Origin of the sequence: Flavobacterium cheniae (assembly GCF_004363695.1) — a bacterium.
Classification (GTDB): Bacteria; Bacteroidota; Bacteroidia; order Flavobacteriales; family Flavobacteriaceae; genus Flavobacterium; species Flavobacterium cheniae.
The window spans coordinates 790,180-802,264 of the sequence record NZ_SNZC01000002.1 but is presented as its reverse complement, the minus strand read 5'-3'; the positions used below and the strand labels follow the sequence as shown (position 1 = coordinate 802,264).

The following is a 12,085-nucleotide window of genomic DNA, read 5'->3' as shown; positions in this document are numbered from 1 at the left end:
TCAACTAAAAAAATGAAAATCAAAAATGAAAAAATACATAATAATCTATTATATAATCGTTAATCTAATCTGTTTAATTCCAAATATCATAAGTGTATTTATTCAATTTGATTTTAAATTTAATACCTTGTTTTTCTTTACTTTCAGTTTATTAAATGTTATAGCCATTTCATCTATTTATCTTAATCGAGTGGTAAAACCTTCTTTGTATTTTCTTGCACTAACAAACTTAATTCAGGCGTTTACGTTTGTATTTTTGGGGTTTTCATATAAGTTTTTGCTTGGACCAGATATTTCTTTCTTTGTATTTGACGATGGTGATTTATCAGCAAGATTTGCCGCAATATTTTATAACATCATATTCGATTTAGACTCATTTAATATTGATGACAATTTTATGTTTGGATTTAACTTTTTGCACTTTTGGCTATTCTTGTTTTTCAATAAATTAATTATTGAAGAAAAAAAACTTAAAACTAATCTTTAGAAATTAAAAGTAACAAACATAAAAAAAGCGATTTCAATTTGAAATCGCTTTTTTAGTTTTTATTCTTGAGGGTCTTTCATTACAAAAGATTCCATGAATTTTGTAGTGTAATTTCCAGCTACATAATCTGGTTCGTCCATTAATTGTCTGTGGAATGGGATTGTAGTTTTGATTCCTTCAATTACGAACTCATCTAAAGCACGCTTCATTTTATTGATAGCCTCTTCTCTCGATTGAGCCGTTGTAATCAACTTAGCAATCATAGAGTCATAATTTGGTGGAATTGTATATCCAGCGTAAACGTGAGTATCTAAACGTACTCCGTGTCCTCCTGGCGCGTGTAAAACCGTAATTTTACCTGGCGAAGGGCGGAAATCGTTATAAGGATCTTCAGCGTTAATACGACATTCAATTGAGTGTAATTGTGGATAGTAGTTTTTTCCTGAAATTGGAATTCCAGCTGCTACCATAATTTGCTCACGAATTAAATCGTAATCAATTACTTGTTCTGTAATAGGATGTTCTACTTGGATACGTGTATTCATTTCCATGAAGTAGAAGTTTCTGTGTTTGTCAACTAAGAATTCAACCGTTCCAGCTCCTTCGTACTTAATGAATTCTGCTGCTTTAACCGCTGCATTACCCATTGCTTCACGTAATTCGTCAGTCATAAAAGGTGACGGAGTTTCCTCTGTCAATTTTTGGTGACGACGTTGTACAGAACAATCTCTTTCTGATAAGTGACAAGCTTTTCCGTAAGAATCACCTACAACTTGAATTTCGATATGGCGAGGTTCCTCGATTAATTTTTCTAAGTACATGCCATCATTACCAAAAGCAGCAGCAGACTCTTGACGAGCACCTTCCCACGCTTTTAATAAATCTTCTTTTTTCCAAACGGCACGCATTCCTTTTCCACCACCACCAGCAGTTGCTTTAAGCATTACCGGGTAGCCAAATTCATCCGCTAATTTTTCAGCTTCTTCATATGAATCTAAAATTCCAACTGAACCTGGCACACATGGCACACCCGCTTCAATCATAGTTGATTTTGCTGATGCTTTGTCTCCCATACGGTCAATCATTTCTGGAGAAGCTCCAATAAACTTGATGCCGTGCTCTTGACAAATTTTAGAAAATTTAGAATTTTCAGATAAGAATCCGTATCCTGGGTGAATAGCGTCTGCGTTTGTAATTTCGGCTGCTGCTATAATGTTTGACATTTTTAAGTAAGAATCTTTACTTGGCGCAGGTCCTATACAAACCGCTTCATCAGCAAACTTTACGTGTAAACTTTCAGCATCAACAGTTGAATATACAGCAACCGTTTTGATGCCCATTTCTCTACAAGTTCTAATTACACGTAGTGCAATTTCACCTCTATTGGCAATTAATATTTTTTTAAACATGTTTTTTTAATTAGATAATTAGACAATGTGTCAATTAGACAATTATGAAGAAAGAAAACTTCTAACTTCCAACTTCTAACTTCTAACTTTATTAAGATGGATCAACTAAGAATAAAGGTTGATCAAATTCAACTGGAGAAGAATCATCTACTAAAATTTTCACGATTTTTCCTGAAACTTCTGATTCGATTTCGTTGAATAATTTCATTGCTTCAATCACACAAAGAACATCTCCTTTTCCGATAGTTGAACCTACTTCAACAAACATTGGTTTGTCTGGTGCTGGTTTTCTATAGAAAGTACCAATGATTGGTGATTTTACAGTAATATATTTTGCGCTATCATCAGCTGCTGGAGCTGCTGGAGCATCAGTAACAACAGGAGCTGCTACTACTTGAGGAGCTGCCATTTGAGGCGCTGCTTGCATTGGCATTTGTTGCACGTAAGTTGTAGTGCTTTCAGTTCCTTCAGCAGTTGTTTTTATGGTGATTTTAAAATCGTCCATTTCTAATTTAACTTCTGTAGCGCCCGATTTGGCTACAAATTTGATTAGGTTTTGAATCTCTCTAATATCCATAATATTTGATTTAGTTTAGTTTGTTTTTATTTAGTGTAAGCCCATTTTAAATAGATAGCACCCCATGTGAATCCGCCACCAAAAGCTGCAAAGATAATGTTATCTCCTTTTTTCAATTGGTTTTCGAAATCTGATAATAATAAAGGTAGGGTTGCCGAAGTGGTATTTCCGTATTTTTGAATGTTAATTAGAACTTTAGATTCGTCTAACTCCATACGATTTGCAGTAGCATCGATAATTCTTCTGTTTGCTTGATGCGCTACTAACCAATTGATATCGTCGTGAGATAAATTGTTTCGTTGCATGATTTTCTCACTCACATCAGCCATTCCAGAAACTGCGTATTTAAAAACCGTTTTTCCGTCTTGGAAAACAAAATGTTGTTTGTTTTTAACGGTTTCTTCTGAAGGAGGTAAAATAGAACCACCCGCTTCAATTTTTAAGAATTCTCTTCCGATTCCATCACTTTTTAGAATTTCATCTTGAAGACCTAATCCTTCTGTATTTGGTTCAAACAATACGGCTCCTGCTCCATCACCAAAGATGATACAAGTAGCTCTGTCTGTATAATCAATAATTGATGACATTTTATCGGCACCAATTAATAAAACTTTTTTGTATTTTCCAGATGCAATATAAGCTGATGCTGCTGACATTCCGTAAAGGAAGCTCGAACAAGCGGCTTGTAAATCAAATGCAAAAGCATTTGTTGCTCCAATTTGTGTAGCTACATAAACTCCAGTTGAAGCTACTGGCATATCTGGTGTTGCCGTTGCCATGATCACTAAATCGATATCTTTAGGATCTAAATTGGCTTTCTCTAATAAGTTTTGAGCGGCTTTAATTGCCATGAAAGAAGTGCCTTGGCCTTCCTCTTTTAACAATCTTCTTTCTTTAATTCCGGTACGAGTGGTAATCCATTCGTCATTAGTATCTACTAATGTTTCCAATACTTGATTCGACAGAACAAAGTCGGGAACATAAGAACCTACTGCCGTAATTGCTGCTGTTATTTTATTCATCTTCGATTAATTTTTCCTTCTGAATTTTTAAGGTTCAAAAAGTGGTGGAAATTACAAAAAAAATTTCAAACGAATCCTATTCGTTTTTATTAATTATAAACGAAATAGGTACTTAACAAAAAAACTCTCACAATGTGAGAGTTTTCTCTATTTTTTCTCTGATGCAATTAAGCTACTGCTTCATTTTTATCAATTACAACTTGACCTCTGTAGTACATTTTACCTTCATGCCAGTAAGCTCTGTGGTATAAGTGTGCTTCACCAGTTATTGGACATGTTGCGATTTGAGCAACTGTCGCTTTGTAATGTGTTCTTCTTTTATCTCTTCTTGTAGACGACTGTCTTCTCTTAGGATGTGCCATTGTTCTATTTTATTTATCCGTTAATAGTTTTTTTAAATTCTCCCATCTAGGGTCAATATCATTATTTTGTTGTTCTTCTTTGTTTTCTTTTGGAGAAAGCGATTCCAATTTTTCAATTACATCCGTTAAAGAACCATCTTTAATTCCAGGATGTACTCTTCTTAAAGGAACTGACAATATAATAGACTCATATATATATTGCGCAACATTTACTTGAAATTCACCATGAGGCAAAATGAGCAACTCCTCATTCTCATCATTAAAGGCATCTCCAAACTTAACTAAAAGTTTTAATTTTCCTTTAATTGGCAAATCGAACTCTTCTCCAGACACATCGCAAGGCACATTTACTGTTCCTTTGTGCTTAAAATCGAGTTCAAGCATAGTGCTTTTCTTCTCTAAAACAATATCAACTTTGACTGAAACGGCATTGTATTCGTCGTAATCAAAGTTTTTAAAGAACGTATTATCTATTTGATAATCAAACTGATGCTTCCCTATTTTTAATCCCACGAATGGTATTAAATATTCTTTTAAATCATTCATAACAACAGTTTTACCTTTTTAAAAGGTGTGCAAAGATATAAAATATTTATAAATTCAAACCAGTTGTGAACATTTTTTTGTTTATAACTGTTTTTCTTTTGTTTTTAAAGGGTTTTTAATCAGCTCTTGATAGTCATTTCTTTTGTTATAAATATCAATTGCTAAATAAACTGCCTCTTTAAATGACTCGTGATTAGCCACTCCTTTACCTGCAATTTCATATGCAGTTCCGTGATCGGGAGAAGTTCTAATTTTATTTAACCCTGCTGTGTAATTTACTCCGTTACCAAACGACAATGTTTTGAAAGGAATCAATCCTTGATCATGATAAGTTGCAATTACCGCATCGTATTTTTCATATTGTGCCGAACCAAAAAATCCGTCCGCTGGAAAAGGTCCGAAAACCATATTTCCTGCTTCAAATAATTTTTTTAATGCTGGTTTTATTATTTTTTCTTCCTCTTGACCAATAACCCCATTATCACCAGAATGCGGATTCAATCCTAAAACAGCTACTTTTGGTTTTTCAATTTCAAAATCTTGCTTCAACGTTTGAATGATGGTTTTAATTTTACTCGAAATTAATTTTTCATTCAAATGTTTCGCTACTTCATTCACTGGAACATGATCAGTAAGTAATCCAACACGTAAATCATCGTGCACCATTAACATTAACGCATCGCCTTCCAATTCTTTATCCAAATAATCAGTGTGACCTGGGAATTTGAATTCTTCTGATTGAATGTTATACTTATTAATAGGTGCTGTTACCAAAACATCAACCAATCCTTCTTTTAACGCTTTAGTAGCCGCAACAAAAGATTTTATAGCATAACTACCAACTACATCATCATTTTTCCCGAATTCTAAATTTACACCTTCGCGCCAAACATTCAATACATTGATTTTTCCAACAACTAATTGTTCTAATTTATCAATTCCATGAATAGCAACATCTAACTTTAGCTCTTTCTTTAAAAAAGAAACGATTTTTACATTCGCAAAAATTACAGGCGTACACAATTCTAACATTCGAGTATCTTCAAATGTTTTTAAAATAACCTCGCTTCCAATACCATTTAAATCTCCAATCGAAATTCCAACAATTATATTTTCTGCTTTTTTAACCATGACAAATGTGATTTATTGCTTACTTTTGATGTGCAAATTTAGTAAAATTAAATCAGTTATGTTTACCGGAATTATAGAAACCCTCGGAATTATAAAAGAAATCGAAAAAGATCAGGAAAACCTGCACTTAACGGTAGAATCTGAAATTACACATGAATTAAAAATTGACCAAAGCGTAGCCCATAACGGCATTTGTTTAACTGTGGTAAAAATTGAAAACAAAAATTACACTGTAACCGCTATTAAAGAGACTATCGACAAGACTTCTATTGGAACTTGGAGTGTAGGTGATGCTATAAACTTAGAACGCGCGATGAAACTTGGAGACAGATTGGATGGACACATTGTTCAAGGACACGTAGACCAAACTGGAACTTGTACTAATATTAAGGAAGCAAACGGGAGTTGGGTTTTCACGTTTGAATATGACGCCTCTTTAAACAACATTACAATTGAAAAAGGTTCGATTACGATAAACGGAACAAGTTTGACTGTAGTGAATTCAGGGTTAAACACTTTTAGTGTTGCCATTATTCCCTACACTTTTGATCACACTAATTTTAACACTTTTAAAATTGGCACAAAAGTAAACTTAGAATTCGATGTAATTGGAAAGTATGTAAGCCGATTGAACGAATTAAGAAAATAAAAAAAGGCTCTTATAAAGAGCCTTTTTTTGTAGATATATATTTCTTAGATAAATAATAACCAGAAACTAATGCCAAAAAGAATAAAACAACTAACCCTCCATCAATAGGTAAACCTGGTGGTGGTGGTGGAGTTGGCGGCGGAGGTGTTGGTTCTGCTGCTAAAACACCTTGAATACTAAATAGTACTACTAAAATTGTTATAATTTTATTCATAATTGTTCTCATTGGCGCAAAAGTATAATTTATATCATTCTCTTACTAATAAAAGAAATTATTTAATAATAAGTTAATATTCTGTAACACAAACTCATTAGAAAACACGAAAATATAAATATTTTTATACTTTACAAGTTATTTTTAGAAAAAAACTTAAAAAAAACTTAAAATTTGTTGTTTGTAAGTATTCTCTTCTTAATTTAAAACAATAAAAGTGGTCCCACCTGGGCTCGAACCAGGGACCACCTGATTATGAGTCAGGTGCTCTAACCAACTGAGCTATAGGACCAGTATTGAAGTTGCAATATTAAGACTAATTTTTATGGCAACCAAATCTTTTTTTAAACTTTATTTTATTTCTTGGCAAAGCTCTACTAGCACGCCATTTGTACCTTTTGGATGAAGAAATGCAACCAATTTATTATCAGCTCCTTTCTTAGGAATCTCATTTAAAACCACAAAACCTTCGTTTTTTAATCGAATAATTTCTTCATTAATATCATTTACGTCAAAAGCGATGTGATGGATTCCTTCTCCCTTTTTTTCTAAAAATTTAGCGATTGGACTTTCTGGATTGGTTGCTTCTAACAATTCTATTTTATTTGGTCCATTCATAAAAAAAGAAGTCTTAACTCCTTCGCTAGCTACCTCTTCTTCCTTATATGGCGGCTGTCCAAACAATTTTTCAAACAAAGCATTAGACACTTCTAAACTTTTCACCGCAATACCTATATGTTCAATTTTTCTCATTTAATATCATTATTTTAAGTATGAACAAAGTTAACAAAAAACAACGAATGATTTTTTAAAGACTTTTATATATAAACTTAAAAGAATACGCCTTGATGAAATTTTATGTATTTTTGCATCATGGAAACAAATAGACAAAAAAAAATAGGAGCACTTTTACAAAACGACTTGGTTTCGATTTTGCAAGGTGAAATCCGTAAAAATAATATCAATAACTTAATAATTTCGGTTTCAAAAGTAAATGTAACTTCTGATTTATCGATTGCAAAAGTGCATTTAAGTATATTCCCTACAGATAAAGCGCCTGAAATTTTAGCTGCGGTTAAAAGTAATGCCCCACTCATTAAACATGATTTATCGCAACGTGTAAAAAACCAATTGCGCAAAGTTCCGAATTTGATTTTCTATATTGATGACAGTTTAGATTATATCGAAAAAATTGACAAAGCCTTAACTGGAGATGAAAATCCTATTGAGAATCCGGATTTATTAGAAAAAAGAAAGAAATCGTAATTTGAACCTTTCCTTTTACATAGCCAAACGTTATGCTGTAAGTTTCAGTAAAAACAAAGCAATTAACATCATTACGGGAATTGCTTCTGTTGGAATTATAGCTAGTACGATGGCGCTTTTTGTTTTTTTATCTGTTTTTAGCGGGCTCAAAGAATTTAGCTTGAATTTTGCTAATGCTTCTGACCCAGATTTAAGACTAGAAACCACTACTGGAAAAACATTTGTAGTCAACCCAAAGCAGGAAGAATTACTAAAAAAAAGTGAAGCAATTACATCTTACAGTAAAATAATAGAAGAACGAGTTTACTTTATGTATGACAACAAAGAATTAGTTGCTCACATAAAAGGAGTAGACAGCCGATTTATACAAGTAACCGATTTTAACAACCATTTATATGCTGGAGAATGGTTTGAAAATAATTCTGAAAACGTAGTTGTTGGGGCTGATATTAGTAGAAAATTAGGCTTAGGATTGTTTGATTATAACAATGGCTTAGAAGCTTATGCTCCAAAACCAGGAAAAGGAAACATCGAAAACCCGAATGAAGCTTTTAATAAAGTTTTATTATTCCCTTCCGGAATTTACTCCATAAATGAGGAATTAGACAGTAAATATGTTTTTTGTTCTATTGATTTGGCAAAAAATTTCTTAGGCCTAAAAAATAGTGAGATTACCAATCTTGAAATTAAACTAAAAGTAGGTGCCAACGAAAATCAAGTTAGAGAAGAACTAACCTCTATTTTTGGAAAATCTATCAAAATAAAAAACAGAGCACAACTTAATGACTCGCTCTATAAAATGCTACAATCTGAAAACTTATTTATTTATTTATTCAGCACATTAGTAGTTATACTTACCTTGTTTTGCCTTGCAGGAGCTATTGTAATGATTATTATTGACAAAAGAGACAACCTTAAGACTTTATACAATATTGGCGTTACACAAACATCAATTCGCACTATATTTTTTACTCAAGGAATAATCATTACTATGTTTGGATTATTTATTGGCTTAGGGTTAGCAATAGGTATTATTCTACTTCAACAGCATTTGTCTTTTATCATGATTACACCTACCATGCCTTATCCCGTTCTTTTTGAGTGGCAAAACATGTTAATTGTAATAATGACTATAGTAATACTTGGATTAATTTCTTCTTGGATAGCTTCAGGAACTGTGAATAAAAAGCTTTTTAGTTAATCCGAATCCTTTCCAAAAAACACCTACTGTTTTGGCAAAGGCGCTCCTACTGCAACATCACATCGATGACCTTCTTGACCATGAGGAGGATTCATTCCTGGAGGTGTTGTTGAACCAACGATTGTTGTTGATCCGTTATTTGAATTAATATTCATCACAGGCTTTTCAGCAGGTTTTTGATTAACAACTTGAGTTGTTGTTTGAGGTTGTTTTTTTTCTGCTGGTTTTGAATTTAAAGGCGCTCCAACAGGAATTTCACAACGATGACCTGGTTGACCATGAGGAGGATTCATTCCTGGAGCCGTTTGGGTTTGGGCTTGAGTTGTTTGTTGCGCTTGTTGTTGAACAGCTTGCTGTTGCACTTGACCTTGATTACCAACTCGTTGTTTTAACCAAGCTTCGCCTGAAAAAGGTTGGGTTTGTTGTTGTGTTTCTTCAACTGGTTTAACTTCTTCATCCTTTTTACAAGAAACAAAAAACACTGAACCTAATATTATCGCTGAAATTAATTGCTTTTTCATCTTTTTCTTTTTTATAGTTCTCAAAGATAAAACTTTATCTTTTGTTTTGAAAAAGAATGCTAATATTTTGTTTGTTTGAAACAAAAAAACCTCTCATTTCTGAGAGGTTTAGTACCCGGAGTGGGAATCGAACCCACACACCTAAGTACACGAGTTTGAGTCGTGCGCGTCTACCAATTCCGCCATCCGGGCAATGGGAAATGATGGTTAAATCATTAAGTGGGTGCAAATGTAAAAAATATTTCTGCAATTCATAAAAAAATAGTTAAAAATATCCTTTCAGAGTTCGATTTTATTTCTAAATTTGCACCTCGTTAACACGACACAACACTAACTAACTACTAAACAATAAATTAACATGCTGTATCAAGAACCAGAAGCAAAAATTTTTGCATGTTCTCAGAGTGTGTATTTAGCTGAACAAATTGCTGAAAAGTATGGAGTTCCGCTAGGTAAGATTACGTTCTCTAAATATAGTGATGGCGAATTTCAGCCTTCTTTTGAAGAGTCAATAAGAGGATTGCGCGTATTCCTAGTTTGTTCTACATTTCCAAGTGCAGACAATTTAATGGAATTATTATTGATGATAGATGCAGCAAAAAGAGCATCTGCCAGACATATTACCGCAGTTATTCCTTACTTTGGTTGGGCAAGACAAGACAGAAAAGACAAGCCAAGAGTGCCAATTGGAGCTAAATTAGTTGCAAAACTTTTAGAAACTGCTGGAGCAACCCGAATTATGACCATGGATTTACATGCCGATCAAATTCAAGGTTTCTTTGAAAAACCAGTAGATCATTTGTTTGCTTCTACCATCTTTTTGCCTTATGTAAGAAGTTTAAATTTAGAAAATTTAACTATTGCATCTCCAGATATGGGAGGTTCTAAAAGAGCATATGCCTATTCTAAATTTTTAGAATCTGACGTTGTAGTTTGTTACAAACAAAGAAAAAAAGCGAATGTAATTGATACTATGGAGTTAATTGGAGACGTAAAGGGCAGAAATGTTATTTTAGTTGACGATATGATTGACACCGGAGGAACATTAGCAAAAGCTGCTGATGTAATGATGGAAAAGGGAGCATTAAGCGTAAGAGCAATATGTACACATCCTATTTTATCAGGTGAGGCATACGAAAAAATAGAAAATTCTAAATTATTAGAATTAATTGTTACCGATTCAATTCCGTTACGAAAAGAATCAAACAAAATAAGAGTAGTAAGTTGTGCTCCATTATTTGCAGAAGTAATGCATATGGTACAAAACAACAACTCAATCAGTGGTAAATTTTTGATGTAATCAAGAGCAACCACTTTAATAAGTATTTATTAATTATATATATTTTACAATGAAATCAATTACGATTAAAGGATCAGAAAGAGAAAACGTAGGTAAAAAGGCAACTAAAGCCGTACGTGATGCTGGAATGGTTCCTTGCGTTATCTACGGAGGAAATCAGCCAGTTCATTTTGTTGCAGACGAAAGAGCATTTAAAGATTTGGTTTACACTCCAAACGCACACACAGTTGTAGTTGAGTTAAACGGAACGTCTTACAATGTAATTATGCAAGATATTCAGTTTCACCCAGTTTCTGACAAAATTTTACACATTGACTTCTTCCAATTAAGTGACGACAAAGAAATCGTTATGGAAGTACCAGTTAAAATTACAGGAACTTCTCCAGGTGTTTTATTAGGAGGTGTTTTACGTTTAAACCAACGTCGTTTAAAAGTTAAAGCTTTACCTAAAAACTTACCTGACTTTGTTGAAGCAAGTATTTCTGAATTACAAATGGGTAACAAATTGTATGTAACTAAATTAGAAACAAACAATTTCAAATTAATGCACCCAGACAACACTGTTGTTTGTCAAGTAAGAATTTCTCGTGCGGCAATGAAAGCTGCTCAAGAAGCTGCAAAAGCAGAAAAAGGTGGAAAAAAGAAAAAATAATTTCTTTACAAACTATACAAAGGAAGCATCAGTTTTTACTGGTGCTTTTTTTATGCTTTATACTTTCTAAACTTTGTACTACTTTTACAGCATGAATTGGTTTTTAAACATATTTAAGAAACGCACACCAGAAGAAAACATTCCAATGAAGAAATTCTTAATTGTTGGGCTTGGGAACATTGGCTCAGAATACACAAATACGCGACACAATATCGGTTTTAAAATTTTAGATTACATTGCTAATCAGGAAGGAATTTCTTTTCAAACAGTAAAATTGGGTGAAGTTGCCGAGCTAAAAATAAAAGGAAGAACCTTACTTTTATTAAAACCTAATACTTATATGAATTTGAGTGGTAAAGCAGTAAAATATTGGTTAGAGAAGGAAAACATCGAAAAAGAAAACATGTTGGTTATTACTGATGATTTAAATTTAGCTTTTGGAACTATCCGAATTAAAACCAAAGGAAGTGATGGCGGTCATAACGGACTTAAGAACATTCAATTATTATTAAACTCGACTGAATACCCACGTTTTCGATTTGGTATCAGTGACGCCTTTAAAAAAGGGCAACAAGTCAACTATGTTTTAGGCGAATGGGATACAGAAGAAAAAGAAAAACTAAAAGAACGTCTTGAAATAAGTTCTGAAATAGTAAAATCGTTTGCTTTAGCAGGATTAAACAACACTATGAACACATACAACGGAAAATAAAAAAGGGAAGCTAATAGCTTCCCTTTTTCTAAAATT

At 33.1% G+C, this 12,085-nt stretch carries 16 protein-coding genes and 2 tRNA genes; 7 read left to right on the top strand and 11 right to left on the bottom strand.

What is annotated here, in order from left to right:
* The first annotated feature begins 25 nt into the window (after nt 1–25).
* Nucleotides 26–487, top strand: coding sequence for a hypothetical protein (locus C8D80_RS08615; RefSeq protein WP_133609368.1), 462 nt, complete (start codon nt 26–28; stop codon nt 485–487).
* 59 nt (nt 488–546) lie between these two features.
* On the opposite strand, the gene accC is transcribed toward C8D80_RS08615, so the two are convergent.
* From accC to pdxA, 6 genes are all read right to left on the bottom strand, one after another.
* Nucleotides 547–1,896 carry an acetyl-CoA carboxylase biotin carboxylase subunit gene (gene accC, locus C8D80_RS08610; protein ID WP_133609366.1) on the bottom strand — a complete coding sequence of 450 codons (1,350 nt, stop codon included), beginning with the start codon at nt 1,894–1,896 and terminating at the stop codon, nt 547–549.
* Nucleotides 1,897–1,987: 91 nt separating this feature from the next.
* On the bottom strand, nt 1,988–2,473 hold the full coding sequence (accB, locus tag C8D80_RS08605) for an acetyl-CoA carboxylase biotin carboxyl carrier protein (RefSeq protein WP_133609364.1): 486 nt from the start codon (nt 2,471–2,473) through the stop codon (nt 1,988–1,990).
* Nucleotides 2,474–2,499: 26 nt separating this feature from the next.
* Nucleotides 2,500–3,495, bottom strand: a complete 996-nt coding sequence (locus tag C8D80_RS08600; protein WP_133609362.1) for a beta-ketoacyl-ACP synthase III — start codon at nt 3,493–3,495, stop codon at nt 2,500–2,502.
* Nucleotides 3,496–3,662: 167 nt separating this feature from the next.
* Nucleotides 3,663–3,857 (bottom strand): 50S ribosomal protein L32, encoded by a 195-nt coding sequence (gene rpmF / locus C8D80_RS08595; protein ID WP_008255033.1) that lies wholly within the window; start codon nt 3,855–3,857, stop codon nt 3,663–3,665.
* 9 nt (nt 3,858–3,866) lie between these two features.
* A complete protein-coding gene (locus C8D80_RS08590) occupies nt 3,867–4,403 on the bottom strand; it encodes a YceD family protein (protein WP_133609360.1) in 537 nt (178 codons plus the stop codon).
* Between the two features lie 81 nt (nt 4,404–4,484).
* Nucleotides 4,485–5,534, bottom strand: a complete 1,050-nt coding sequence (pdxA, locus tag C8D80_RS08585; RefSeq protein WP_133609358.1) for a 4-hydroxythreonine-4-phosphate dehydrogenase PdxA — start codon at nt 5,532–5,534, stop codon at nt 4,485–4,487.
* Nucleotides 5,535–5,592: 58 nt separating this feature from the next.
* Between pdxA and C8D80_RS08580 the strand changes: the two genes are divergently transcribed.
* Nucleotides 5,593–6,183: a riboflavin synthase gene (locus C8D80_RS08580; RefSeq protein ID WP_133609356.1), complete on the top strand. Its 591-nt coding sequence runs from the start codon at nt 5,593–5,595 to the stop codon at nt 6,181–6,183.
* A 10-nt stretch (nt 6,184–6,193) separates the two neighbouring features.
* Here C8D80_RS08580 and C8D80_RS08575 read toward each other — a convergent pair whose 3' ends face one another.
* The 3 genes from C8D80_RS08575 to mce form a co-directional block, all read right to left on the bottom strand.
* Complete coding sequence (locus C8D80_RS08575; RefSeq protein WP_162845038.1) at nt 6,194–6,397, bottom strand: hypothetical protein; 204 nt, start codon at nt 6,395–6,397, stop codon at nt 6,194–6,196.
* Between the two features lie 218 nt (nt 6,398–6,615).
* Nucleotides 6,616–6,689: transfer RNA gene (locus C8D80_RS08570), tRNA-Ile, on the bottom strand.
* Nucleotides 6,690–6,748: 59 nt separating this feature from the next.
* On the bottom strand, nt 6,749–7,150 hold the full coding sequence (gene mce / locus C8D80_RS08565) for a methylmalonyl-CoA epimerase (RefSeq protein ID WP_133609352.1): 402 nt from the start codon (nt 7,148–7,150) through the stop codon (nt 6,749–6,751).
* Nucleotides 7,151–7,270: 120 nt separating this feature from the next.
* On the opposite strand from mce, the gene rbfA reads away from it, so the two are divergent.
* Together rbfA and C8D80_RS08555 are read left to right on the top strand one after the other, a co-directional pair.
* Nucleotides 7,271–7,663 carry a 30S ribosome-binding factor RbfA gene (rbfA, locus tag C8D80_RS08560; RefSeq protein ID WP_133609350.1) on the top strand — a complete coding sequence of 131 codons (393 nt, stop codon included), beginning with the start codon at nt 7,271–7,273 and terminating at the stop codon, nt 7,661–7,663.
* Nucleotide 7,664: 1 nt separating this feature from the next.
* Nucleotides 7,665–8,864 (top strand): ABC transporter permease, encoded by a 1,200-nt coding sequence (locus C8D80_RS08555; RefSeq protein ID WP_133609348.1) that lies wholly within the window; start codon nt 7,665–7,667, stop codon nt 8,862–8,864.
* Between the two features lie 23 nt (nt 8,865–8,887).
* On the opposite strand, the gene C8D80_RS08550 is transcribed toward C8D80_RS08555, so the two are convergent.
* Entirely contained in the window at nt 8,888–9,385 is a 498-nt protein-coding gene (locus C8D80_RS08550; RefSeq protein ID WP_133609346.1) for a hypothetical protein, read from the bottom strand.
* Nucleotides 9,386–9,497: 112 nt separating this feature from the next.
* Nucleotides 9,498–9,577: transfer RNA gene (locus C8D80_RS08545), tRNA-Leu, on the bottom strand.
* A 166-nt stretch (nt 9,578–9,743) separates the two neighbouring features.
* On the opposite strand from C8D80_RS08545, the gene C8D80_RS08540 reads away from it, so the two are divergent.
* The 3 genes from C8D80_RS08540 (at nt 9,744) to pth (ending at nt 12,049) form a co-directional block, all read left to right on the top strand.
* Nucleotides 9,744–10,685 carry a ribose-phosphate pyrophosphokinase gene (locus C8D80_RS08540; protein ID WP_133609344.1) on the top strand — a complete coding sequence of 314 codons (942 nt, stop codon included), beginning with the start codon at nt 9,744–9,746 and terminating at the stop codon, nt 10,683–10,685.
* 49 nt (nt 10,686–10,734) lie between these two features.
* A complete protein-coding gene (locus C8D80_RS08535) occupies nt 10,735–11,337 on the top strand; it encodes a 50S ribosomal protein L25/general stress protein Ctc (RefSeq protein ID WP_133609342.1) in 603 nt (200 codons plus the stop codon).
* A gap of 145 nt (nt 11,338–11,482) precedes the next feature.
* On the top strand, nt 11,483–12,049 hold the full coding sequence (gene pth, locus C8D80_RS08530; RefSeq protein WP_133609474.1) for an aminoacyl-tRNA hydrolase: 567 nt from the start codon (nt 11,483–11,485) through the stop codon (nt 12,047–12,049).
* The last annotated feature ends 36 nt before the right edge of the window (nt 12,050–12,085 follow it).

Coding starts and splice junctions, on each gene's coding strand:
- C8D80_RS08615 (WP_133609368.1), top strand. CDS start 26: ATGAAAAAATACATAATAATCTATTATATAATCGTTAATCTAATCTGT.
- accC (WP_133609366.1), bottom strand. CDS start 1,896: ATGTTTAAAAAAATATTAATTGCCAATAGAGGTGAAATTGCACTACGT.
- accB (WP_133609364.1), bottom strand. CDS start 2,473: ATGGATATTAGAGAGATTCAAAACCTAATCAAATTTGTAGCCAAATCG.
- C8D80_RS08600 (WP_133609362.1), bottom strand. CDS start 3,495: ATGAATAAAATAACAGCAGCAATTACGGCAGTAGGTTCTTATGTTCCC.
- rpmF (WP_008255033.1), bottom strand. CDS start 3,857: ATGGCACATCCTAAGAGAAGACAGTCGTCTACAAGAAGAGATAAAAGA.
- C8D80_RS08590 (WP_133609360.1), bottom strand. CDS start 4,403: ATGAATGATTTAAAAGAATATTTAATACCATTCGTGGGATTAAAAATA.
- pdxA (WP_133609358.1), bottom strand. CDS start 5,534: ATGGTTAAAAAAGCAGAAAATATAATTGTTGGAATTTCGATTGGAGAT.
- C8D80_RS08580 (WP_133609356.1), top strand. CDS start 5,593: ATGTTTACCGGAATTATAGAAACCCTCGGAATTATAAAAGAAATCGAA.
- C8D80_RS08575 (WP_162845038.1), bottom strand. CDS start 6,397: ATGAATAAAATTATAACAATTTTAGTAGTACTATTTAGTATTCAAGGT.
- mce (WP_133609352.1), bottom strand. CDS start 7,150: ATGAGAAAAATTGAACATATAGGTATTGCGGTGAAAAGTTTAGAAGTG.
- rbfA (WP_133609350.1), top strand. CDS start 7,271: ATGGAAACAAATAGACAAAAAAAAATAGGAGCACTTTTACAAAACGAC.
- C8D80_RS08550 (WP_133609346.1), bottom strand. CDS start 9,385: ATGAAAAAGCAATTAATTTCAGCGATAATATTAGGTTCAGTGTTTTTT.
- C8D80_RS08540 (WP_133609344.1), top strand. CDS start 9,744: ATGCTGTATCAAGAACCAGAAGCAAAAATTTTTGCATGTTCTCAGAGT.
- C8D80_RS08535 (WP_133609342.1), top strand. CDS start 10,735: ATGAAATCAATTACGATTAAAGGATCAGAAAGAGAAAACGTAGGTAAA.
- pth (WP_133609474.1), top strand. CDS start 11,483: ATGAAGAAATTCTTAATTGTTGGGCTTGGGAACATTGGCTCAGAATAC.